Origin of the sequence: Pseudoxanthomonas sp. LH2527 (genome assembly GCF_022539275.1) — a bacterium.
Classification (GTDB): Bacteria; Pseudomonadota; Gammaproteobacteria; order Xanthomonadales; family Xanthomonadaceae; genus Pseudoxanthomonas_A.
Genome location: NZ_JAKZBW010000012.1, coordinates 1 through 22,280, shown reverse-complemented (window position 1 = coordinate 22,280; position 22,280 = coordinate 1). Strand labels below are relative to the sequence as shown.

Genomic DNA, 22,280 nt, shown 5'->3' with positions numbered 1-22,280 from the left:
AGCAAATAGCCCTGGTAAGGCCAAAGGCCGCGCCCGGGGAAACGTAGCGCCTCCGTGTGAAGCGCCAGGGGTGCGCTGCGCTTACCGGGCTACGCTGCCTCCTCCACAAAGGCATCGCCCATCATCATTCTGTAGTGGGCCCCGTGACCCGATTTACCAAAGATTGCCCTAAACACTTTCAGATAAGCATCCACCATCGCGTCATCAATCGTGACGTAAAGGTCGTCATGTGCGTAATGCGACCCATCGTGTATCCACGAACACAGTGATTTGCAAATTAGCTTCTCCTTTCCTTCAAAGAGCGAACAGAGTTGATCAAACTCCATTCCTCCTAGAATTTTGAAGTAATTCTCCAGGATTCGTCGCAGCGTATTCTGGATGGCGAGATTGGATCGTTCAGGTTTTCTAACCTCCGCCCAAAGTAACTCGTAAGAAGTTCTGATTGGGTTAGTCTGATGCTTATCTAACTTCGACATGGGTCCAGACCTGCGAACAATCCAGAACGTTTCTTCGTTCATTGCCACGCCCGTCCTTTTGGGGTTGTAGGTAACCTCCTTGTGAAAGTAGACGTTGTGCGTGAGGACGAAAATTTGCTTGATATTACCGGTTCCAGAGCGCATTTCGTCGAAAAGCCCTTTTATTAGGCTAGCAACAATGAACAGTATGTCGCTGTCGAGGCTTGAGACTGGATCATCGAACACCACGATTCGGTCAGTAGTCATCCCGCTGTCTGTATCGCTGCCTTTAAGTAGATGGTAGAAGTAGAGGAAGGTGACGAAGGTTTTCTCGCCCTCACTCAACGTAGCCTTAGCATCGGAACCATCCGAACGCACCAACTTGTAGGATGTGCCACTTGCTGCTTCCGCGAGCTTGAAGCCTTGGAATCCAAACGACGACAAAAGACTGTTAATACCTTCAATCGTCGGATGGATACTTGTCGTTTGCTTTTCTAGCTCACGAATTTCGGTCGTCTTTTCCGTCTTATCTGTCGTCGCGGTTGCGATCTGCGTCGTTAGTGACGCTGTGGCCTTGTCTAAGCCATCTTTCGCTGTCTTGAACGCTGCAAGGTCAGCTTTCAATTCTTCTAGAACGAAGCGCCAAACTTGTGTTGTTAAGGTCGCGCGTTCAGTCGCAAGGTTGTTAACCATGCTGTTGTGTTCAGCCACCTTTGTGTTGGCTGCATCAATTAAGGCATTTATCGCCGCGAAGACGTTGCTCAGCGATTCCAGCTCCACGACCTGGCTTGCCTCCTTCTTCTTTCCTGCCAAGCGCTGATTGTTTAGCGTGACCTTCGCATCAAACAGTTCTTTCTCTGTTTTCAGCTTGTCGATAGCTAGGAATTTGGACGGCGACTCAATGATCGAAGCGATCTGTTGCTTGACACGAGCCGCTTCAGTCGCATAGTCGGTGACGAGGTCCTCGATCGCCGTACTGTCCTTTACAAACGTCTCGTCAAAGTACTCTTCTAGACTTCGGGCAAATGCATTGCTCGTGCCTTGTTGGCAAAACGGGCACGTTCCATCGTTTGCTTGGTAGAAGTTACGACCTTCGCGGACCCAGTCGCTATTTCCTAGCTTTTTGATCATTCCGGCAATGTCGACGTCGTCCTTGCCAATGACCCGCTTCTTCAGAATGGGATCTGCTTCCTTGGCAAGTAGCGTCGTCGTCGCGACGTTGGGAACTGATGCCTCCGTCACAGGTGTTGGCCCAAAGATACTTTCCGCCTTTTTCTCCAACTCTGCCAAGGTAAGAAGTGTTGCTGTATTCGACACTTGCTCATGAAGAACTTTTCTCTTGAAGTTCTCCGCGCTGTTTCGAAATCCCTCGAAACCACTCTGCAGCTTTGAGTCGTACTTCTGCTTTTGCGCCCAGCACTTATCTTTTAGTCCGATCTCAAGTGCTGCCAACTCGCCTTTCTTTCCGCCATTTCCATCTATGCCATGCAGTCCATGATTGAGTGATGCAATCTTGGCTGCCAGAGCGTCAAGTTCACCTTTGGCCGTTGCTATCTTTGCAAGCGTGTCCTGCTGTTGCTCGCCTAAGGTGAACACTCCTTTGAGCTCAGTCGATTGGTTGAAGTTCCGTTCGACGAAGTCATGGTTGTAGACCAACGGCTGGAGTTTCGCTCCTGCCTTCCATGAAACGTTGCAAGTTGGGAACTTTGCCTCATCCGCAATCACACGGCTGATAGTTGTTTTCCCGGTGCCATTCGAGCCGAACACGAAGTTGAGTTTCGATAGCCCATTTAATTGCTCGCCTGGGGCTCCATAGGTTGCAACGCGGGAGAATGCTATAGATTCAATCATGGTCAGCACATCCCTCTAAAAGGGCGAGTTCAGAGTGCAGCTTCATTTCTATGCTCATAGCGTAGTTGGCCTAAAATATTCGCGTCCCCCTGCACATCGGAAACGCCGGGCACCCCCAAAACGTTTCGCCCGTGCGCCGATTGCTCCGCCGCACCATCGCCGTATCGCAGCGTGGACACGTCGGCGCGGATGAATCCTTCGGCCCTTTCGCGCTGATCGCAGGTTCGCCCCTTGCCTGCACACCTTTGGCAGCACCGCCCGTCCTCTGCTCCTGCCGGATCATCGCCAGCAAGGCGGGCCCGTCTATCAACGCAATCGGCTTGCCTGCCGCAAATCGCGCCGCATCCGGCGTGAATCCCACCAACGCCGCGATGCGCACTTCATCCGCACGGTGATGCGCCAGCAACCCGTACATCTCGCGCACCACGTTGACCGGCACACGCTCGCGCCGCCACTGCTTGCATTGCACCAGGATGCGCCGGCCCTCACGGCGCAGCACCAGATCGATACCGCCATCGGCGCCACCCAGGCCCGTTTCTTCCACGGCGTAGCCGCGGCGGCGGAACGCCTCGCCCACCAGCCGCTCGAAATCGCGCCAACCCAGCGCGGCCATGCTGTCCAGGCCGGTGCGGGTATCCAGCAACCGGCGCGTGTTTCGCGCCCTGAAAAACGACATGCCGGCTGCGATCATGCACAGGCCCAGGAAAACCCACGCCAGCGGCAGGAACGGATTCAAGTCCCGGAAGGCGCCGGGCATCGCACTGTTGCGCGCGAACAGCAGCGGGATGCCGTGCGCGACGGCCAGGTAGCCCACGCTCCCTACGCACAGCCCAACTGGCCATGGCAGTGCAGCCAGGTTGTCGATGAAACCGCGACCACCACGTCCCATGTGGCTTCCCTTTTCACCCCGTGACGGACCATAACGCGATCAGCGGGGCCGCGCACCATCGGCCCTGCGCCGTTCGTCGGGAATCGGCGTGTTCGTGCATGCGCGCGTCGAGTGAGGGGTGTGGACGTTGCGCCGGGAGAGCTTCCGGACGCGTGTGGGTCTGCAGCTTCGGCGCCCCTCATCCGGCCTTCGGCCACCTTCTCCCCGTGAACGGGGAGAAGGATTCTCCTCCGATGCCAGCAAAAGAATGAGAGCCGCTTTCGCGGCTCTCGGGCTGCAACCTGCAGCAGGTGGCCCGGCCTCCCCACCCGGAGAGGCCGGTTCCAGGGTCAGGCTTCGCTGGGTTGTGCGACCGGCAGCGGCTCGCGGCGCGGGGCCAGCCACAGGCTGGCCACGAACCACACCAGCGCCAGCGCGCCCACGCTGAAGAGCGTGTCGGCCGGGACGCGCATCCACACCAGCATGTCCACGATCGGCTGCTGCATGAATTCCGCCGAACGTGCGAACCAGTAACCATGCTCCAGCGCCGCATGGAGCTGCAGGATGCCCAGCGGCAGCAGCGTGAGCAGCGACATGCCGGCCAGGCCGATGTTGAGCGACCAGAACGCGGTCTTCAGCAGCTTCTCTTTCCACACCACGTCCGGCTTCAGGCCGCGCAGGCAGAACAGCATCAGGCCGATGCCGAGCATGCCGTACACGCCGAACAGCGCCGTGTGGCCATGGTTGGGCGTCAGGTTCAGGCCCTGCATGTAGTACAGCGGCAGCGGCGGGTTGATCAGGAAGCCGAACAGGCCCGCGCCCACGAGGTTCCAGAACGACACCGCGATGAAGAACTGGATCGGCCAGCGGTAACGCTGCATCCACGGCGTGGCCTTGCCCATCTTCCAGCTGTGGTACGCCTCGAAGCCCACGTAGGCCAGCGGCACCACTTCCAGTGCCGAGAAGCTCGCGCCCAGCGCGATCACTGCCGTCGGCGTGCCGGTGAAGTACAGGTGGTGCAGCGTGCCCAGCACGCCACCAGCCATGAACACGATGGTGGCGAACAGCACCGCCACCGTGGCGGTCCTGGTCTGCAGCAGGCCCAGGCGGGTGAACAGGAAGGCGATCACCGCCACCGCGAACACCTCGAAGAAGCCTTCCACCCACAGGTGTACCACCCACCAGCGCCAATACTCGACCATCGACAGGTGCGTGTGCTCGCCCCACATCAGGCCGGCCGCGTAGAACAGGCCGATCGCCACGGTGGACAGGAACAGCAGGCTGACGATGCTGCGCGACTCGCCTCCGTTGCGGATGGCCGGCCACAGCGCGCGGCCCACCAGCACCAGCCACAGGGTCAGGCCTATGAAGAGGAACCACTGCCAGAAGCGGCCGAGGTCGACGTATTCCCAGCCCTGGTGGCCGAACCAGAAGTTGTGCTCCAGGCCGAGCTTCTGCATCACCGCGAACCATTGTCCGGTGAACGCACCGACCACGATGATGATCAGGCAGGTCCACAGGAAGTTGACGCCCAGGCGCTGGAACTTCGGTTCATGCCCGGAGATCGCCGGGCCGATGTACAAGCCCATGCCCAGCCACGCGGTGGCGATCCACAGCACCGCGAGTTGCGTATGCCAGGTGCGCGTGAGCGAGTACGGCAGGATGTCGGCCAGCGCGAAGCCGTAGGCTTCCTGGCCTTCCACCTGGTAATGCGCGGTGATCGCACCCAGCAGGATCTGCACCACGAACAGGGCGATGACCACCCAGAAGTATTTCGCGGTGGCGCGCATCGAGGGCGTGATCCTGATCTTCGCAAGCGGATCGCTATTCGGCAGCACCGGCGCCATCTCGTCGCCGTGGTTGACCGCGTAGTGCCAGCCCAGCAGGCCGATGCCGGCGATCAGGAACAGCACGCTGAAGACCGTCCACATGAAGGCGCTCGGCGGCGGCGTGTTGCCGACCAGCGCATCCGCCGGCCAGTTCGCCGTGTAGCTGATCTTCTCGCCGGGACGCTCGGTCACCGACGACCAGGCGGCCCACCAGTAGAACGCGGTCAGCTGGCGACGGTGTTCGGCGTCGGGCACGGTGTCGTTGCGCATGGCATAGGCCTCGCGCAGGTCGCCGGTGGCCGGATCGGCGGAGAACAGGCTCTGATAGTGCAGGCCGACCATGGCGATGGCGTCGGCGCGATCGTTCGACAGCGTGATCGTGCCCGTCGCGGCGTCATGGGTGTTCGGCCGCATCAGCGCCTGCACGCGCGCGGCGTACGCCGCCTGCGTGGCGGCATCCAGTTGCCTGTAGCTGTCCGCACCGGTGTCGCGCTTCGCCCATCCATCCAGGATGGCCTCGGCCTCGCGGTGCAGCCAGTCCGCGCCCCAGTCGGGCGCCACGTAACCGCCGTGACCCCAGATGGAACCGAGTTGCTGGCCACCGATCGACTGCCACACCTGGCGGCCGGTCTCGATGTCCTTGCGGGTGAAGATCACCCGGCCGTCCTCCGCCACGACCTGCTCGGGCAACGGTGGCGCCTGGCGATGCACTTCGCTGCCGACCCAGAGCAGGACGGCGAACGACGCAATGAGCAGGGCCGCCAACCCCACCCACAACTTGCGTGTCGAATTCATGATGCGGCTCTCCTGAAGGAACGGCCGCATCATCGGCGCGCCGGCCCGGAGGCTCCATGACGCAGGTCAAGCGGGGAGCGGATCGGACGGTGTGCTCTCTGTAGGAGCGACGTGAGTCGCGACCGCACGGCCCGACTGCCGATCAGCCACACGTAAACCGGAGAACGTCCGGTCGCGACTCACGTCGCTCCTACAAGGGATCCGCCGCCCTCAATCCCGCAGCACGGCGAGCGCGAGGGCTTCCAGGCGGGACAGGTCGAGGATCTCGACATCGCGCTGCTTGATGTGCAGCAGGCCGTCCTTCTCGAAACGGCGCAGCACGCGGCTGACGGTTTCCGGGGCCTGGCGCAGGTAGTTGGCGATGTCGGTGCGCGCCATCGTCAGCTGGAAGCGGCGCGGCGAGAAGCCGCGTGCGGCCAGCCGGCGCGAGAGGCCGATCAGGAACGCGGCCATGCGTTCGTCGGCCGTGTTATCGCGTGCGAACAGCGAGGCCACGCCGATGTCGCGACTCATCAGCTTGAACAGGTGCGCCTGCAGGTTGGGCAGGCGTGCGGCCAGCAGCGCGATCTTGGGGAACGAGAACCGGCACAGCATCACCGTGTCCAGCGCGATGGCGTTGCACGGGTATCGGTCGCCGTGGATGGCGTTGAGGCCGATCACCTCGCCGGGCAGGTGGAAGCCGAGCACCTGTTCGTGCCCGTTGCGGTCGATCTGGTAGGTCTTCACCGTGCCCGCGCGCACCGCGGCGATGGCGCCGAACGGATCGCCTTCGCGGAACACGTGCTCGCCTGCGCGCAGCGGGCCGACGTGTTCGACCAGCACGTGCAGGTCCATGAGCGCGCGCTTGTCCATGCCTTCGGACAGGCAGGCCTGCGAGAAAGCACAGGTGGAGCAGAAGTGCAGGGCATCGCCATCGTCGGCAACCACGCTCGCGTCGGTGCGCGGGAAGACCAGCGGCGAGGTCATGCGGATACTCCCGTCGAGGTCACACCGTGCGCGAGAAGCGAGGCGTCGAGGCTGCGGCGGTGGGCAGGTAGCGGTCGAAGCACATCGCGATGATACGCAACAGCAACCGCCCGTGCGAGGTCGCGCGCAGTCCGTCGGTCGCCAGCTCCACTAGGCCGTCGTCTTCGAGCGGGCGCAGGCGCTCCAGGGCGTCGGCGAAATAGGTCGTGAAGTCGATCACGTGGCGCCGGCCGAGGTCGCGGTAGTCCAGTGCGCCGTCGCACATCAACCGCTGGATCACGTCGGCGCGGATCACGTCGTCTTCTTCCAGCCGCATGCCGCGCCACACCGGCAGATGGCCCTGGTCGATGGCCTGCTCCCAGCTGCCCAGGTCGCGCGGGTTCTGGCTGAAGCTCGGGCCGATGTGGCTGATCGCGCTGACGCCAAGACCCAGCAGGTCGCTCTCGGCGTGCGTGGTGTAGCCCATGAAGTTGCGGTGCAGGTCGCCGCGTTGCTGGGCCAGCGCCAGGCTGTCGCCGGGCAGGGCGAAGTGATCCATGCCGATGTAGACGTAACCGGCTTCGCCCAGCTTGTCGATCGCGCATTGCAGCAGGCCCAGCTTCACCTCGGGCGTGGGCAGGTCGTCGGCGTTGATGCGTTGCTGGGGGCGGAACATCGACGGCAGGTGCGCATAGCTGTAGATCGCCAGGCGATCGGGTCGTGCCTCGAGGGTGATGTCGAGCGTGCGCGAGAAGCCCTCCAGGCTCTGCTTCGGGAGGCCGTAGATCAGGTCCACGTTCACGGACTGCAGGCCATGCGTGCGGCAGGCCTCGATGATCGCCAGTGTCTGCTCGACGCTCTGGATTCGGTTGACGGCGCGCTGCACGTCCGGATCGAAATCCTGCACGCCCAGGCTCGCGCGGTTGAAGCCTGCGGCGGCGAGTTCGCCCACCTCGTCCGGTGTGATGAAGCGCGGGTCGAGCTCGATCGAGCAGTCCAGCCTGGAGGCGGGCGCGAACGAGAACTGCCGGCGCAGCACGTCCATCACTTCGGTGATCTGCGCGGGCGACAGGAAGTTGGGGGTGCCGCCGCCGAAGTGCACCTGCTCCACGTCGCGGTCGCGGTCGAACAGCGCCGACGTCATCGCCACTTCGCGGTACAGCCGGGTGAGATAGGCGGCGCCGCGCGCGGTATCGCGGGTGATGATGCGGTTGCAGCCGCAGTAGAAGCATGGACTGGTGCAGAACGGAATGTGCAGGTAGAGCGACAGCGGGCGCGGAATCGGGTCCCCGTTGGTGATCGCCGCCATCTCGCGCAGGTCGGCTTCCTGGAAGCCCGGCGAGAACTGCGGCGCGGTGGGGTACGAGGTGTAGCGCGGCCCCGGCGTGTCGTAACGCCGCAGCAACTCGGGATCGAACAGGTAGGACAGGCTGGCCATGGGTGCAGCCTAGGCAAGCGCCACGGGACTGTCCTTGATATGGGTCAATCGGCTGCGGCTTTCCGTCGCAGGCTTCAGGGTCGTGAGGGCGCGGGCTGGTGCGCTCAGGTTGGCAATACTCCAGCGCGGCACTAGGCTGGAGCCGGCCGTCGGGCCTTGGGCACAGGGAGGCGCAGTGATCGGATACCACGAGGCGTTGGCGCGGATGCTGGAGGGCGCGCGCCTGCTCGCCGTACAGCAGGTCGCGCTCGCCGCAGCGACAGGTCGCGTGCTGGGCCGTGACGTGGTGAGCGGCATCGCGTTGCCGCCGTTCGACAATGCGGCGATGGACGGCGTCGCGCTTGCATCGGGCGGACAGCCACAGGCCATCGGCAGTGAGTGGGAGATCGCGGCCCGCATCGGCGCGGGCGACATGCCGCGGGACGATGCGGCATCCGCGTGGGAGATCATGACCGGCGCGCCGCTTCCGGCGCGCGCGGACATCGTGGTGCCTGTGGAGCGCATCGAGGAACTCGCCGTGCGGGACGCAGGGGCACCGCGCATCCGTCTGCTGGAGCAGGCCGAGCCGGGCGCGAACATCCGGCGCCGGGGCGAAGACGTGCCGGCGAGATGCGTCGTGCTGAAGCAGGGCACGTTCGTCGGCGACGCACAGATGTTGCTGCTCGCCGGGCTCGGTATCGATCGGGTCGACGTGGCGCGCTGTCCGCGCGTTGCGGTGCTGGCGACGGGCCGCGAACTGGTGGCGCCGGGCGAGCCGTTGCCGCCGGGCGCCATCCATGACGCGACCTCGCCGTATCTCGCCGCCGCCCTGGCGACCGCGGGCGCAGAAGCCGTGCGTGTCGTGCGCGTCGGCGATGAGGTGGCGGAGTTCCAGGCTGCGCTTGATACGGCGCTCGCGGACGGTGTCGACCTGGTGCTGAGTACCGGCGCGGTATCCAGGGGCTATTACGACTTCATTCCATCCGCACTGGATGCACGCGGCGCGGAGAGGATTTTCCACGGCGTGGCGTTGCGCCCCGGCAAGCCGGTGTTCTGTGCGCAGTTGCGCGAGGGGCCCTTGTTCGTCGGTCTGCCGGGCAATCCGCTGTCGACGGCGGTGGGTTTCCGCTTCCTGGTCGAGCCGCTGCTGCGCGCATGGCTGGGCATGTCCGTGGAACAGGAATGCCGGTTGCCGCTCGCCGCCGCATGCAGCAAGCGTGCCGGGCTGCATGCCGCTTTCCATGCCACGCTGCGATGCGATGGGGAAGGATGCATGCGCGTGCATGCCGGCGCTGAGCAGGCCTCGTTCCGCCTGCTGCCTTTCTCGCGATCTTGCGCATGGATCACCCTGCCTGCCGAAGCGGAGCACGTCGACGCTGGCACGCTCGTGCAGGTGCATGGCTACAGCCATCTGCGGCCCCCGCCGTGGGCCCCGGCGTGAATCGGCCGTTGCCCGCGTGGCGCGCGGTTCTCCTTGCGGGTGGGCGATCGTCGCGGATGGGCACGGACAAGGCACTGCTGCCCTGGGGCGACGGCACGTTGCTGACGCACATGCCTGCGTTGCTGCGGGCGGCGGGTGCATGCGAGGTGATCGTCAGCGGCGATCGTCCCGGCTTCGACAGCGTGCCGGACGCGCAACCCGATACCGGTCCGATGGGTGCGCTTGCACAACTCGCCCCACGCCTGCGGGATGGCGCGTGGATCGTGGTTCCGGTGGACATGCCGTTGCTGTCCATCGAACTGTTGCACGCATTGCTCGCGACCGATGCTGCATGCACGTGCGTGGAAGGCCATGCCTTGCCGATGGCGCTGCGCCTGGATGCCGACGTGCGCGCCACGCTGGAGCAGATCGGCGGCCTCACGGGACGTGCGTGCTCGCTGCGAGCGCTGCAGCAGCGATTGCACACCGTCCATCTGCCGTCATCGCCATGGAAGCAGGTGCTGCGCAACTGCAACACACCGGAAGACTGGGCCGCGCTGCAGCATCCGACTTCCTGACCTTCACCATCCGATGACCGGGGCGGGCCCGCTGCATGAATGTGATAGCCTGCGGCCGCAGCATCGTCGCACCAGTACCCACCTGCAAGGTAGGCAACATGGAGCAGAGCGAAGGATCAGTCGTTGCGAGCAAGCAGCAGGAGCGCACCGCGTTCCTGTTGCTGACGGTGGTTATCTTCCCGTTGATGGCCGTACTGATCGTGGCGGGGTACGGCTTCCTCGTGTGGATGTGGCAGCTGCTGTTCGCCGGTCCGCCGACGGGACCCTGAGCGATGGACGATGTCCGCTCGATGTCGCGTCGTGACCTGCTGTTCGGTCGCGCGGCGACAGTATCGGCATCCGTCGTCTTCCGTCCGCCCTGGGCCAGGCCCGAGGCTGAATTCACGCACGCCTGCACGCAGTGCGATGCCTGCGTGCGCCAGTGCCCGCAGCAGGTGCTGGTGCGCGGCGCGGACGGCTTGCCGCGTTTCGACGCGACGGCGGGCGAATGCACGTTCTGCGGCGAATGCGTCGCCGCCTGCGACAGCGACGCGTTCGCTCCTTCCCTCGATCCCCCGTGGACCATCGTTGCCCAGGTTGCGGATCGCTGTCTGTCCGCGCACGGCGTGGTCTGCGCCAGTTGTCGCGACCCGTGTCCCGCCTCCGCCATCCACGTGCCGCCCGCAGCACGGGGTGCGGCCCTCGTCGACGCGGAGCGATGCACGGGCTGCGGTGCCTGCGTCGGCACGTGCCCCGTGGATGCCATCACCCTGCAGCACGCACCGGCCACGGAGGCCATCGCATGAGCCCGCCAGGCACTGAAGCCGAAGTCCACATCGCCAGCTTCGTGGTCCAGCACCGCGACAGTGCATCCACTGCGCTCGCCGCGATGATCGACACGCACGACGATCTGGAACTGGCATTGAGCGGCGATACCCGCAGCGTGGTGATCTGCGAATCCGCAGACCGCCATGCGGTGATGGAGCGCGTGGACCAGCTGCAGTCGGTGCCGGGGGTGTTGAACGTGCTGCTGGTCTACCACCATGCCGAGCCTGCGCGTGCGCTCGATGAGCCCCTTCCCAGCCTCTCCATCCTGTCCCCGACCGGAGCCACGCCATGAGCACACGCCGCGAGTTCATCCGCCACAGCGCGCTGGCCACGGCCGCGGCGGCGGCCGGGCTGCCGCTTGCCGGGAGCGGCAGCAATGTGGTCACCGAAGGCGACCGGACGACACTGAAGTGGGACAAGGCGCCGTGCCGCTACTGCGGCACGGGCTGCGGGGTGAATGTCGCCGTGAAGGAAGGGCGCGTGGTGGCCACGCACGGCGACGTGCATGCGGAAGTCAACCGCGGCATCAACTGCGTGAAGGGCTACTTCCTGTCCAAGATCCTGTACGGCGCCGACCGCCTGACCCAGCCGCTGCTGCGCAAGAAGAACGGCGCGTACGCCAAGGATGGCGATTTCACCGCGGTGAGCTGGGACGAGGCCTTCGACGTGATGGCCGCGCAGTTCAAGCGCGTGCTCAAGGAGAAGGGAAGCGACGCGATCGGCATGTTCGGCTCGGGCCAGTGGACGATCTTCGAGGGCTACGCCGCCAACAAGCTGATGAAGGCCGGATTCCGCAGCAACCACATCGATCCGAACGCGCGCCACTGCATGGCGTCGGCGGTGGCGGGGTTCATGCGCACCTTCGGCATGGACGAGCCGATGGGCTGCTACGACGACATCGAGGCCGCCGATGCGTTCGTGCTGTGGGGTTCCAACATGGCCGAGATGCATCCGATCCTGTGGACCCGGGTGACCGACCGGCGGCTGTCGCACCCGCACGTGAAGGTGGTGGTGATGTCCACCTTCGAGCACCGCAGCTTCGAGCTGGCCGACATTCCGATCATCTTCAAGCCGCAGACCGACCTGGTCATCCTCAACTACATCGCCAACCACATCATCCGCACCGGCAAGGTCAACCAGGCGTTCGTCGACAGGCACACCACGTTCAAGCGCGGCAACGACGACATCGGCTACGGCCTGCGCCCGGAACATCCGTTGGAGGTCAAGGCGAAGAATGCCAAGGACCCGAACGGCGGGCAGCCGATCAGCTTCGAGGAGTTCGCCGCCTTCGTGGCGCCATACACGCTGGACAAGGCCGTCGAGATGACCGGCGCGGAGCGTGGCTGGCTGGAGCAGCTGGCCGAACTGTACGCGGACCCGAAGACCAAGGTGATGTCGTTCTGGACCATGGGTTTCAACCAGCACACGCGCGGCGTGTGGGCCAACAACATGGTCTACAACATCCACCTGCTGACCGGGAAGATCGCCACCCCTGGCAACAGCCCGTTCTCGCTGACCGGCCAGCCGTCCGCCTGCGGCACCGCGCGCGAAGTGGGCACTTTCAGCCACCGCCTGCCGGCCGACATGGTGGTGACCAATCCCGAGCATCGCAGGCACGCGGAAGAGATCTGGAAGCTTCCGCACGGTACCGTCAATCCGAAGGTCGGCTATCACGCGGTCGAACAGAACCGCGCGCTGAAGGACGGCAAGCTCAACGCGTACTGGGTGATGGTGAACAACAATATGCAGGCCGCGGCGAACCTGCGCGAGGAGACCTGGCCGGGCTACCGCAACCCGGACAACTTCATCGTCGTGTCCGATGCCTATCCCACGGTGACCGCACAGGCGGCGGACCTGATCCTGCCGGCGGCGATGTGGGTGGAGAAGGAGGGTGCCTACGGCAATGCCGAGCGACGCACCCAGTTCTGGCATCAACTCGTGAAGGCGCCCGGCGAGGCGCGCTCGGACCTGTGGCAGCTGATCGAGTTCTCCAGGCGCTTCACCACCGACGAGTGCTGGCCGGCCGACCTGCTTGCCGCGAACCCGCAGTACAAGGGCAAGACGCTGTTCGACGTGCTGTACCGCAACGGCAACGTGGACAGGTTCCCCACGACCGACATCGAAGCCGGCTACGCCAACGACGAGTCCGCGCTGTTCGGGTTCTACGTGCACAAGGGGCTGTTCGAGGAGTACGCCGCGTTCGGTCGCGGCCACGGCCACGACCTGGCGCCGTTCGACGACTACCACAAGGCGCGCGGCCTGCGTTGGCCGGTGGTGAAGGGCCAGGAGACGCGCTGGCGCTATCGCGAGGGCGCCGATCCGTACGTCAAGCCGGGCAAGGGCTTCGAGTTCTACGGCAACAAGGACGGCAGGGCGGTAATCTGGGCGCTGCCGTACGAGCCGGCCGCCGAATCGCCGGATGACGAGTTCGACCTGTGGCTGGTCACTGGCCGCGTGCTGGAGCACTGGCATTCGGGGTCGATGACGATGCGCGTGCCGGAGTTGTACAAGGCGTTTCCGGCGGCGGTGGTGTTCATGAACCCGGACGATGCGAAGGCGCGCGGGCTCAAGCGTGGCGACGAGATCATCGTCGCGTCGCGGCGGGGCGAGATGCGCTCGCGCGTGGAGACGCGCGGCCGCAACCGGATGCCGCGCGGGCTGGTGTTCGTGCCGTGGTTCGATGCCGGGCAGCTGATCAACAAGGTCACGCTGGACGCGACCGATCCGATTTCCAAGCAGACCGACTACAAGAAGTGCGCCGTCAGAGTCGTGGCCGCCTAGGAGTACGCCCGTGCAGAACAAGCATCTCTGGATCGCGGTTGGGCTGACCGTCGCCCTGATGGCGCTGGTCTTCGTGGCGGGATGGATGACAGGTCGCCCGGACCGGCACGAAGCGCCGGTGGCGGCGGTATCCACGCCCGTGGACGCGCGCGCGGTCTTCGTGCCCGGCGCAGGTCAGATCGATGCCCTCCGCCGCGGCGTGCCGGTGGACAAGGAGGGCCATCCCCTGCCGATGGCGCACGTGGAGAACGCCGACCTGAAGCGTGCGCGCGCCTACCCGATGCAGCCGCCGACCATCCCGCATGCGATCGACGGCTACCAGGTCGACAGGAACAGCAACCGCTGCATGCTGTGCCACGCCCGCGCCAACGCGGCCACCTTCCAGGCGCCGCCGGTCAGCGTGACGCACTACATGGATCGCGACGACCAGTTCCTGGCGACCATCTCGCCGCGACGCTACTTCTGCAACCAGTGCCATGTCGTGCAGACCGATGCGCCGGTGCTGGTGGCAAACCAGTTCCGCGACATCGACAGCGTGTTGTCGTCGCCGCCGGCCGCGAAGGAGTAGCCCATGTGGTCACGGACCAAGGAGCGGGTGTCGGGCCTGTGGCGCACGTTGCGCCTGCCCAGCCGCCATTACAGCCTGGGTTTCCTGACGGTGGCCGGGTTCCTGGCGGGGGTGATGTTCTGGGGCGGGTTCAACACCGCGCTGGAGGCGACCAACACCGAGGCGTTCTGCACCAGCTGCCACGAGATGCAGGACAACGTCTTCGAGGAACTGAAGACCACCATCCACTACACCAACCGCTCGGGCGTCCGCGCCACCTGCCCCGATTGCCACGTGCCGCACAACTGGACCGACAAGATTGCGCGCAAGATGCAGGCATCGAAGGAGGTTTGGGGCAAGCTCTTCGGCACCATCAACACGCGCGAGAAATTCCTGGACGAGCGCCTGATCCTGGCCACGCACGAGTGGAACAGGCTGAAGGCGAACGATTCGCTGGAGTGCCGCAACTGCCACGACTACGATTCGATGGACCTCACCCGCCAGGGCTCGCGCGCCGCGCAGGTGCACAAGCTGTGGCTCGGCACCGGCAAGAAGACCTGCATCGACTGCCATAAGGGGGTAGCTCACCACTTGCCGAACATGGAAGGGGTGCCGCAGGGGTAACCGGCGAGGAAATGATTTTTTGTCAATGCCGGCTTCTGGCCGGAAGCTGACTCGTATCTCTGAGGAAATTCAGGCCGCTTTGGAATCAAGCTGTCGATCAGTTCCCATCGTCTTGCAGGTGTCCAAATAGTCCGCCCAAGCCTGCATCATCTTCTTGCGTTCGGGCATGTGCTTCGCAAGATTGTAGATGGCCCTTACACCTTGCCCTTTGTGGGCGAGTTGGCGCTCGATCGCATCTGGATTGAATCCGAGCTCGTTGAGTAATGTGGACGCCATGTGGCGAAATCCGTGGCCAACAATGGTGTCGCCGTCGTAGCCAAGGTTTCTCAGGGCGGCGTTGATAGTGTTCTCGGACATGCAGCGCTTCGGGTTGCGCACTCCAGGAAAAACAAACTCTCGGTGTCCAGTGAGCGGCTGCAGATCGCGGAGGACGGCAACCGCCTGTTCCGCCAGCGGTACGACATGCGGCTCCGTACTTGGATCTTCTTTAGCGGCTTTTGGCAACTTTCTTCGCGCGGCAGGGATGACCCAGCGTGCGCCTTCCGGATTGTCCAGATCGAACTCGTCCCAGCGAGCGCCACGGAGTTCTCCCGGTCGCACAAAGGTCATAGGCGCCAACTTCAACGCCGCAGCGGTCACAGGTTCGCCGCGGTACCCGTCCATAGCACGCAAGAGCCCTCCGATCATCTTCGGATCGGTGATCGTTGGAAAGCTGCGCTTCCTACGTGATGGTAGGGCCGCGCCCAAATCGGCTGCCGGGTTCCGCTCGGCCCGCTCCGTAGCCACGGCGTACTTGAATACACTGCTGATCGCGGCCATGACGCGATGTGCCTGTTCGTGATGACTGCGCTCGACCATACGGTTGAGTAGTGGCCGTAGATCCGACACGCCCACATCGGCGATCGGCTTTTTGCCTATCCATGGCAGGACATGGGCTTCGAGGCGAACCCTTTGCTTTGCATGATGGCTTTCGGTCCAGCCATGAGCCTTTACGGCCAGCCATTCGCGTGAGATGACCTCGAAGCTGTTGCTGGCTCGTTCGGCCCCGGCAGACTGCTCCGCTTTTCGGTGCTCGCCGGGGTCAATCCCTGCGGCTAGCTGCTTGCGGGCCCGGTCTCGTTCAGCGCGCGCCTCTGCAAGCCCTGTATCGGGGTAGGTACCCAGGCTGAGGGTATTCCGCTTGCCTGAAAGAGGGCGCCGGTAATCCAGCCGCCACCAGCGCGCGCCATCGGGCCTGAGGATCAGGTACAGACCCCCTCCGTCGCGCAATTTTATGGGCTTCTCTTCAGGCTTCGTTTTGCGAATGGCGGTATCGGTCAGGGGCATGCCTCAGGCTCCATGGCGGTAACAACTTTGGCGGGCTACCGCCTACCGCCAAAGTTACCGCCTGTTACCGCCGGCTTGCAATGGATGCCCTCGGACTGCTGAGGACACAAAAAAGGCCGGAAGCCTTGATTTTGCTGGGCTTACCGGCCTTCGTTGGACTGCTTCGGACTATCACGTGGTGGCTATGGGTGGACTCGAACCACCGACCCCAGCATTATGAGTGCTGTGCTCTAACCGGCTGAGCTACATAGCCGCGTGAACCGCGTATTCTTCATTTCGACCCCCTGCCTGTCAAGCCGGTGCGGCGCGCTTGTCGCCTGCGGCGGGTCGTGGCAGAGTCGGTGACAGTAGATTTCAGGAGTCCGCATCGTGATCGATCCGGACGGCTACCGACCCAATGTCGGTATCGTGTTGATGCGGCCGGATGGTCGGGTGTTCTGGGCGCGACGGGTGCGCCGGGACGGCTGGCAGTTCCCGCAGGGCGGCATGAACACGGACGAGACCCCGGTCGAGGCCATGTACCGCGAATTGCGCGAAGAAACCGGCCTGTTGCCCGAGCATGTCGAAGTGCTGGGCGTCACCCCCGGCTGGCTGCGCTATCGACTGCCGCCGCGCGCGATCCGGCGCAACGAACGGCAGGTCTGCATCGGCCAGAAACAGGTCTGGTTCCTGCTGCGCCTGGTCGGCGACGAGGCGCATCTGCGCCTGGACCTGACCGAAAGTCCCGAGTTCGACCACTGGCGCTGGGTCGATTTCTGGTACCCGCTGGACCATGTGGTCATCTTCAAGCGCCGGGTGTACGCCAGCGCGCTGGAGCATCTGGCCACCTTCGCGCGCACCGCCGCCGGTCCGCAGGCGATTCCCCCGCAGATGCCGGCCCCGCGGGCGCCCGACCTGACCCGCCGCCGCGGGCGCGACCAACCGCCGCGTAAACGGGGCGGCGCCGGCGAATCAATCAAGAATTGACAATCATTCTCATTGCGGGTGAAATGTTCCCGGGCCGTTCCGTGCCCGCCGCCTCGCCCCGCCATCGTGTACGTCTGCATCTGCAACGGCATCACCGACCATCAGATCCGTGAAGCGGCCGCCGCCGGTTGCGCCACCGTGGCCGAGCTGACGATGCGCACCGGTGCCGGCGCCAATTGCGGCAGCTGCCTGGAGATGGCGATGGACGTGCTGCAGGCCGCGCAACCGGCTCCCCGCGAGTCCGTGTTCCCGATCCTCACGCTGTCGCACGCGGCCTGAGTCGGCACGCCTGCCGTCCATGGACGGCGGCATCCCCTACAGAATGATCACGATTCGCGTTCCGACACGGTGCGCGCGCGCCGGCTAACCTTTGCCATTCTTCCGCCCACGGAGCATGGCCATGAAAGGCGACGCCAAGGTCATCGAGTACCTCAACAAGGCGCTCTACAACGAGCTCACCGCGATCAACCAGTACTTCCTGCACGCCAAAATGCTGAAGAACTGGGGCTTCAAGGAACTGGCCGAGCACGAGTACAAGGAATCCATCGACGAGATGAAGCATGCCGACACGCTGTCGGAGCGCATCCTGTTCCTCGATGGCCTGCCGAACTTCCAGGCACTGGGCAAGCTGCGCATCGGCGAGACGCCGCGCGAGATCCTGGAATGCGACCTGGCGCTGGAGCAGGAGGCGCTGCCGCTGCTGCGCGACGCGATCGCCTACTGCGAATCGGTGGCCGACTACGTCAGCCGACAGCTGTTCGCCAAGATCCTGGATTCGGAGGAAGAGCACATCGACTGGCTGGAAACGCAGCTGTCGGTGATCGACCGGATCGGCGAGCCGAACTACCTGCTGACCAAGCTCGAAGGCGACGACTGAGCGGTCGTCGCGGATGAGGACTGCGCCAGCAGGGGGCGACCCAGCTGCTGCGCCGCGTAGCCCTGCAGCGCCATGCGCGCACGCGCGTATTCGGCGATGACCAGTGCGACGGCCACGGCCGGGCGCTCCAGCTTGCGGGCGCGTGCGCCCAGTTCCACCCGCTTGGCGGCGGCCGACAGGGCCATCGCGCCGACATTGGCGCTGGACGACTTGAGCGTATGCGCGGCATCGCGCATCGCGTCCAGGTCCGGCACGGCGGCCGCCTTTTCCAGCGTGCCGATCAGGCGCGGTGCGTCTTCCAGGAAGATGCTGATGATGCGCGTGGTTTCATCGCCGGCGATCTCGCGCAGTTCCTCCAGCATGGTCTGGTCCAGCACCGGGAAACTCGGCGACGGCGCGCGCGCGGTGGCAACGGCCGGCGTCGGCAGCGGAAGCTCCGCCGGCGTGACCAGCGCGGCGTTGCGCAACACGAAGTTCATGCGGTCCGGCAACCAGCGGTGCAGGCAGCTTTCCAGTTGCTCGCGCGACACCGGCTTGGCCAGGTAGTCGTCCATGCCGGCATCGAGGCAGCGCTGGCGGTCGCCGGCCATGGCGTTGGCGGTCATCGCCACGATCGGCAGGCGGCCGGCATCGGCGCGCTGCGCCTCCAGTTCGCGCCAGCGACGGGTCGCCGCATAGCCGTCCAGCACCGGCATCTGGCAGTCCATCAGGATCAGGTCGAAGTGCTCCACCTGCATGCGCTTGAGGGCGATGTCGCCGTTGGCCGCGGTCTCGCAGGTGAAGCCGAGGGCGGACAGCAGCTTCTGCGCCACCAGCAGGTTGACCGGGTTGTCCTCCACCAGCAGCAGGCGTGGCTCGGTACGCATGGCGCTGACCACGGCCGGTTCCGGTTCTGTCGCCGCCGGCGCCGGGTTCTCCGCGAGGGGCGCCACGGCGGGCAGGTCCCGCACCTCGGGCACGGCGGGAAGCATGCCGTCGTCGACCGGCTCCGGCGTGCCGGTCGGTTCCGGAAAAAACTCTTCCATGTCGACCGTGGCCGCGGCGGAATCCGGCTCCGGTGCCGCGCCTGTCAGCGCGGCGCGCAGGTCCGCATCGGGTGATTGCCGCGACAGCAGTGTGCTGCGGGGATGCAGTTCGGTGGGCACCGTGTCGTCGCCGTACAGCCACACCAGCCGCAGCGCGTCGGGCGACGGGCGCCGCGTGATCGCGCGGTGCAGTGCCAGTGCCGTGCTGCGGATGCTGCCGATGTCGGCCAGGACGGCCAGATAGTCCTGCTGCCCCTGTTCACCGACCAGCCGCAGGCGGTCCAGCGCTTCCTGCGTGGTCTCGACCGCGACCGGCTGCATGCCCCAGTTGGTGGCCAGCAGCGTGAGGCGCTGGCGCAGGCGCGCTTCGGCCGACACGATCAGCACACGGCCATGGTCCAGGGCGCCGTTGTCGCGCTGGCGCAGGTCGCCGATGACCTTCATCAGCGGCACTTCGAACCAGAACGTCGACCCGCGACCGACTTCAGAAACGACGTCGATGCGGCCGCCCATCAGGTCGACGATGCGCCGGCAGATCGCCAGTCCCAGGCCGGTGCCGCCATACAGGCGGGTGGTGGAAGCGTCGGCCTGGCTGAAGGAGTGGAACAGGCGGTGGCGGGCGTCTTCCTCGATGCCGATGCCGGTGTCGCGCACCTCGAACCGCAGCAGGTGTTGCGCGGCGGTTTCGCCCAGCCGCCGCACCACCAGCGTGATCGAGCCGCGCTCGGTGAACTTGATCGCGTTGCCGACCAGGTTGCTGAGCACCTGGCGCAGGCGCACCGGGTCGCCGCGTACCGGCAGGCGGACCGCGGGATCCAGCTGCAGGCTCAGCCGCAGGCCCTTGTTTTCCGCCGGGCGGTGCATCAGCTGCAGCACGCCGTCGAGCAGTTCGCGCAGGTTGAAGCCGGTGATCTCCAGGTCGAGCTTGTTGGCCTCGAGCTTGGAGTAGTCGAGGATGTCGTCGACGATCCGCAGCAACTGGTGCGACGACGCCGTGGCGGTGCTCAGCATCTCGCGCTGGTCCGGCGCCAGCGGCGCGCGCGACAGCATTTCCAGCATCGGCACGATGCCGTTGAGCGGCGTGCGGATTTCGTGGCTCATGGTGGCCAGGAACTCGCCCTTCGCCATCGCGGCCGATTCGGCGGCCTGTTTGGCGCGCATCAGTTCCTGTTCGAGGCGGTCGTGGCGCTGCAGGTCACGCTGCAGGCTGTCGCGCTCGGATTCGGCCATGGCGGCGCGCGCGTGGATGCCGGCATGGCGGTGTACCTCGGCGCGCAGATGCAGGGCCGACAGGACAGCCGCCACGACGCTCGCGCCGCCGGCGCCTGCGGCCACCGGCAGCCACGGGCCGGGCTGGCCCGCCCAATGCAGGCCCAGCGAGACGATCGACGCGGCGGCGCAGGCCACCGTTACCCAGGGCATCACCGGCATGCGACCGGCCGTGGGCATCGTTACAGCACCGCGTTATGGAAGTCGAAGCCGAGTTCGCTGCCGACGGCCTGCACCAGGTTGCCCTGGATGAAGTCGACGCCGCCCATCCACATGGCGGCGGCGGCCTGCGGGTCCTCGATCTGCTGGCCGATCACCTGCAGTCCCTGGCGATGGGCGTTGTCGATGATGCCGCGCAACTGGTCGCGCAGCACCGGGTCGGCGTGCGCGCTGGCGTACTTGCTGGAGACGCGGACGAACCCCAGCGGCAGCTGCGTGAGCAGGGCATCGGCTTCCGCGCCCGGTTCGAACTGGCTGAGGCAGAACTGCACGCCGGCCGGCATCAGCTGCTGGCAGAACTGGCGCAGCGTCACCGTGTGGATCAGGGCGTCGGCCAGGCGCAGGTCGATGACCAGCGAGGTGCCTTCGATGCCGCGCGCACGCAGCGCCTCGAGCAGCCACGACGCGTGCGATTCGCGCGCCAGCGAGCGCGGCGACTGCGACACGAACAGGCGCAGCGACGGTCCCGCCGCCTGCCGCTCGGCCAGCACGAACAGCGCGTGCTCCAGCACCCAGTGGTCGATCTGGGCGATGCCGCCAGCCAGTTCCGCCGCCGGGATGACCTGCGACGCCGGCAGCAGCGAACCGTCGGGTTGCCGCATGCGCAGCAGCACCTGGTACTGCGCCTGGTCGCTGCCGGCGACGGCGACGATGGGCTGATAGGCGAGCTCGAACTGCCCGTCCTCCAGCGAGATGCGCGGCGCTTCGTCGTCGACTTCGGCGGGCACGTACTCGGCCAGGCTGTCGGGTTTCAGGCGGGCCTGCAGCACGGCGCGTTCGATCGCCTCCAGCGCACTGCCGGCATCGGCGAAACCGAGCGACAGGGCGGTGTAGCCGACCGAGCCGCGCAGCTTGAGGTTTTCGTTGGGGCGGGTCTGGAAGTCATGGCCGGCCAGTCCGTCGCGCAACTGCTGCGCCAGTGCGGCCAGGGTCGCTTCGTCGACGCTGTCGGCCAGCATCAGGAAGCTGTTGTCGTTGAGCCGGGCGACCGGATTCGGCGATGCCGCGGCCGCCAGCTGCCGGCCGGCCTGGCTCATCAGGTGCTCGAACACCGCGTAGCCATAGCGTTCGCGCAGGCTCAGCGCGCTGTTGACCTCCACGAAGAACACGCCGCCGCGCGATTCCCGCTGCAGCGAGTCGGCCAGCTGCTGCAGCACGAAGGTGCGGGTCGGCAGGCCGGTGTCGGTGTTCATCGACGGACGCGGCGACTGCAGCGCCTGGTTGCGCTGGCGCGCGCGCTGGATGCGGTTGGAGACCGCCGCGATCAGGTGGCGCGGCCGGATCGGCTTGTTGAGGAAGTCGTCGGCACCGCTTTCGAGCACCTCGAACTGGCGCTCCGGATCCGGATCGCCGGTCAGGAACACGATCGGCAGGTGCAGGTATTCCGGCTGCTGCCGCAACAGCATGGTCAGCGACATGCCGTCCTTGCCGGGCATGTGCAGGTCCATCAGCACCAGGTCGGGGCGGAAGCGGCGCATCGTGTCGAGCAGCCCGTCGGACTGCATCTGCACGTCGGCCTGCATGCCGGCGCCATGCAGCACGCTCTGGGCGAACAGCGCCTGGCCGCGGTCGTCTTCGACGATCAGCACCCGGTACGGGGATTCCGGATCGACAGGTTCCGGTGGCGTGGCCGGCGTCGCGGCGGTTGGCGCGGCTGGCGGCCACGCCACCGGAACCTGTC

The 22,280-nt window shown here is 65.3% G+C and carries 19 protein-coding genes and 1 tRNA gene; 11 read left to right on the top strand and 9 right to left on the bottom strand.

The features are described from left to right. Nucleotides 1-89: 89 nt before the first annotated feature. The 5 genes from MMG85_RS08525 to hemN all read right to left on the bottom strand — a co-directional run bounded on the left by MMG85_RS08525 (nucleotide 90) and on the right by hemN (nucleotide 8,181). Nucleotides 90-2,306 carry an AAA family ATPase gene (locus MMG85_RS08525; protein ID WP_241045651.1) on the bottom strand — a complete coding sequence of 739 codons (2,217 nt, stop codon included), beginning with the start codon at nucleotides 2,304-2,306 and terminating at the stop codon, nucleotides 90-92. 70 nt (nucleotides 2,307-2,376) lie between these two features. Next, nucleotides 2,377-3,195 (bottom strand): restriction endonuclease, encoded by an 819-nt coding sequence (locus tag MMG85_RS08520; protein WP_241045650.1) that lies wholly within the window; start codon nucleotides 3,193-3,195, stop codon nucleotides 2,377-2,379. Between the two features lie 329 nt (nucleotides 3,196-3,524). Next, the gene (locus tag MMG85_RS08515) at nucleotides 3,525-5,798 is read right to left on the bottom strand and encodes a nitric-oxide reductase large subunit (RefSeq protein WP_241045649.1); all 2,274 of its coding nucleotides are present in this window, start codon (nucleotides 5,796-5,798) and stop codon (nucleotides 3,525-3,527) included. A 210-nt stretch (nucleotides 5,799-6,008) separates the two neighbouring features. Next, complete coding sequence (locus MMG85_RS08510; RefSeq protein ID WP_241045648.1) at nucleotides 6,009-6,764, bottom strand: helix-turn-helix domain-containing protein; 756 nt, start codon at nucleotides 6,762-6,764, stop codon at nucleotides 6,009-6,011. A 19-nt stretch (nucleotides 6,765-6,783) separates the two neighbouring features. Further along, on the bottom strand, nucleotides 6,784-8,181 hold the full coding sequence (gene hemN, locus MMG85_RS08505; protein WP_241045647.1) for an oxygen-independent coproporphyrinogen III oxidase: 1,398 nt from the start codon (nucleotides 8,179-8,181) through the stop codon (nucleotides 6,784-6,786). A 196-nt stretch (nucleotides 8,182-8,377) separates the two neighbouring features. Here hemN and MMG85_RS08500 point away from each other — a divergent pair, with 196 nt between their 5' ends. The 8 genes from MMG85_RS08500 (at nucleotide 8,378) to MMG85_RS08465 (ending at nucleotide 14,917) form a co-directional block, all read left to right on the top strand. Then, nucleotides 8,378-9,601 carry a molybdopterin molybdotransferase MoeA gene (locus tag MMG85_RS08500; RefSeq protein ID WP_277399801.1) on the top strand — a complete coding sequence of 408 codons (1,224 nt, stop codon included), beginning with the start codon at nucleotides 8,378-8,380 and terminating at the stop codon, nucleotides 9,599-9,601. A gap of 8 nt (nucleotides 9,602-9,609) precedes the next feature. Continuing rightward, nucleotides 9,610-10,158, top strand: coding sequence for a molybdenum cofactor guanylyltransferase (locus MMG85_RS08495; protein ID WP_277399800.1), 549 nt, complete (start codon nucleotides 9,610-9,612; stop codon nucleotides 10,156-10,158). Between the two features lie 98 nt (nucleotides 10,159-10,256). Further along, entirely contained in the window at nucleotides 10,257-10,427 is a 171-nt protein-coding gene (locus tag MMG85_RS08490) for a periplasmic nitrate reductase, NapE protein (RefSeq protein WP_241045645.1), read from the top strand. 21 nt (nucleotides 10,428-10,448) lie between these two features. Beyond that, nucleotides 10,449-10,943: a ferredoxin-type protein NapF gene (napF, locus tag MMG85_RS08485; RefSeq protein ID WP_241045644.1), complete on the top strand. Its 495-nt coding sequence runs from the start codon at nucleotides 10,449-10,451 to the stop codon at nucleotides 10,941-10,943. Further along, nucleotides 10,940-11,257 carry a chaperone NapD gene (locus MMG85_RS08480; RefSeq protein ID WP_241045643.1) on the top strand — a complete coding sequence of 106 codons (318 nt, stop codon included), beginning with the start codon at nucleotides 10,940-10,942 and terminating at the stop codon, nucleotides 11,255-11,257. The genes napF and MMG85_RS08480 overlap by 4 nt, the downstream gene beginning before the upstream one ends. After that, nucleotides 11,254-13,746 (top strand): periplasmic nitrate reductase subunit alpha, encoded by a 2,493-nt coding sequence (napA, locus tag MMG85_RS08475; RefSeq protein ID WP_241045642.1) that lies wholly within the window; start codon nucleotides 11,254-11,256, stop codon nucleotides 13,744-13,746. The genes MMG85_RS08480 and napA overlap by 4 nt, the downstream gene beginning before the upstream one ends. 10 nt (nucleotides 13,747-13,756) lie before the next feature. Next, a complete protein-coding gene (locus tag MMG85_RS08470) occupies nucleotides 13,757-14,314 on the top strand; it encodes a nitrate reductase cytochrome c-type subunit (protein ID WP_241045641.1) in 558 nt (185 codons plus the stop codon). A gap of 3 nt (nucleotides 14,315-14,317) precedes the next feature. Next, on the top strand, nucleotides 14,318-14,917 hold the full coding sequence (locus MMG85_RS08465) for a NapC/NirT family cytochrome c (RefSeq protein WP_241045640.1): 600 nt from the start codon (nucleotides 14,318-14,320) through the stop codon (nucleotides 14,915-14,917). A 69-nt stretch (nucleotides 14,918-14,986) separates the two neighbouring features. On the opposite strand, the gene MMG85_RS08460 is transcribed toward MMG85_RS08465, so the two are convergent. Both MMG85_RS08460 and MMG85_RS08455 read right to left on the bottom strand, forming a co-directional pair. Further along, nucleotides 14,987-16,243 (bottom strand): integrase arm-type DNA-binding domain-containing protein, encoded by a 1,257-nt coding sequence (locus MMG85_RS08460; RefSeq protein WP_241045639.1) that lies wholly within the window; start codon nucleotides 16,241-16,243, stop codon nucleotides 14,987-14,989. Nucleotides 16,244-16,419: 176 nt separating this feature from the next. After that, a tRNA-Met gene (locus MMG85_RS08455) sits at nucleotides 16,420-16,496 on the bottom strand. Nucleotides 16,497-16,612: 116 nt separating this feature from the next. Between MMG85_RS08455 and MMG85_RS08450 the strand changes: the two genes are divergently transcribed. From MMG85_RS08450 to bfr, 3 genes are all read left to right on the top strand, one after another. After that, the gene (locus tag MMG85_RS08450) at nucleotides 16,613-17,209 is read left to right on the top strand and encodes an RNA pyrophosphohydrolase (RefSeq protein WP_241045638.1); all 597 of its coding nucleotides are present in this window, start codon (nucleotides 16,613-16,615) and stop codon (nucleotides 17,207-17,209) included. Nucleotides 17,210-17,275: 66 nt separating this feature from the next. Further along, a complete protein-coding gene (locus tag MMG85_RS08445) occupies nucleotides 17,276-17,488 on the top strand; it encodes a (2Fe-2S)-binding protein (protein WP_241045637.1) in 213 nt (70 codons plus the stop codon). Nucleotides 17,489-17,609: 121 nt separating this feature from the next. Next, a complete protein-coding gene (gene bfr / locus MMG85_RS08440; protein WP_241045636.1) occupies nucleotides 17,610-18,086 on the top strand; it encodes a bacterioferritin in 477 nt (158 codons plus the stop codon). Here the strand turns inward: bfr and MMG85_RS08435 are convergent. Both MMG85_RS08435 and MMG85_RS08430 read right to left on the bottom strand, forming a co-directional pair. Then, complete coding sequence (locus tag MMG85_RS08435) at nucleotides 18,053-20,533, bottom strand: ATP-binding protein (protein WP_241045635.1); 2,481 nt, start codon at nucleotides 20,531-20,533, stop codon at nucleotides 18,053-18,055. The genes bfr and MMG85_RS08435 overlap by 34 nt on opposite strands. Nucleotides 20,534-20,562: 29 nt before the next feature. Next, nucleotides 20,563-22,269 carry an EAL domain-containing protein gene (locus tag MMG85_RS08430; RefSeq protein ID WP_241045715.1) on the bottom strand — a complete coding sequence of 569 codons (1,707 nt, stop codon included), beginning with the start codon at nucleotides 22,267-22,269 and terminating at the stop codon, nucleotides 20,563-20,565. Nucleotides 22,270-22,280 lie beyond the last annotated feature (11 nt).

Excerpts from the sequence above, each read along its gene's own strand:
- MMG85_RS08525 (WP_241045651.1), bottom strand. The coding sequence starts at position 2,306 with ATGATTGAATCTATAGCATTCTCCCGCGTTGCAACCTATGGAGCCCCA.
- MMG85_RS08520 (WP_241045650.1), bottom strand. The coding sequence starts at position 3,195 with ATGGGACGTGGTGGTCGCGGTTTCATCGACAACCTGGCTGCACTGCCA.
- MMG85_RS08515 (WP_241045649.1), bottom strand. The coding sequence starts at position 5,798 with ATGAATTCGACACGCAAGTTGTGGGTGGGGTTGGCGGCCCTGCTCATT.
- MMG85_RS08510 (WP_241045648.1), bottom strand. The coding sequence starts at position 6,764 with ATGACCTCGCCGCTGGTCTTCCCGCGCACCGACGCGAGCGTGGTTGCC.
- hemN (WP_241045647.1), bottom strand. The coding sequence starts at position 8,181 with ATGGCCAGCCTGTCCTACCTGTTCGATCCCGAGTTGCTGCGGCGTTAC.
- MMG85_RS08490 (WP_241045645.1), top strand. The coding sequence starts at position 10,257 with ATGGAGCAGAGCGAAGGATCAGTCGTTGCGAGCAAGCAGCAGGAGCGC.
- napF (WP_241045644.1), top strand. The coding sequence starts at position 10,449 with ATGTCGCGTCGTGACCTGCTGTTCGGTCGCGCGGCGACAGTATCGGCA.
- MMG85_RS08480 (WP_241045643.1), top strand. The coding sequence starts at position 10,940 with ATGAGCCCGCCAGGCACTGAAGCCGAAGTCCACATCGCCAGCTTCGTG.
- napA (WP_241045642.1), top strand. The coding sequence starts at position 11,254 with ATGAGCACACGCCGCGAGTTCATCCGCCACAGCGCGCTGGCCACGGCC.
- MMG85_RS08465 (WP_241045640.1), top strand. The coding sequence starts at position 14,318 with ATGTGGTCACGGACCAAGGAGCGGGTGTCGGGCCTGTGGCGCACGTTG.
- MMG85_RS08460 (WP_241045639.1), bottom strand. The coding sequence starts at position 16,243 with ATGCCCCTGACCGATACCGCCATTCGCAAAACGAAGCCTGAAGAGAAG.
- bfr (WP_241045636.1), top strand. The coding sequence starts at position 17,610 with ATGAAAGGCGACGCCAAGGTCATCGAGTACCTCAACAAGGCGCTCTAC.
- MMG85_RS08435 (WP_241045635.1), bottom strand. The coding sequence starts at position 20,533 with ATGCCCTGGGTAACGGTGGCCTGCGCCGCCGCGTCGATCGTCTCGCTG.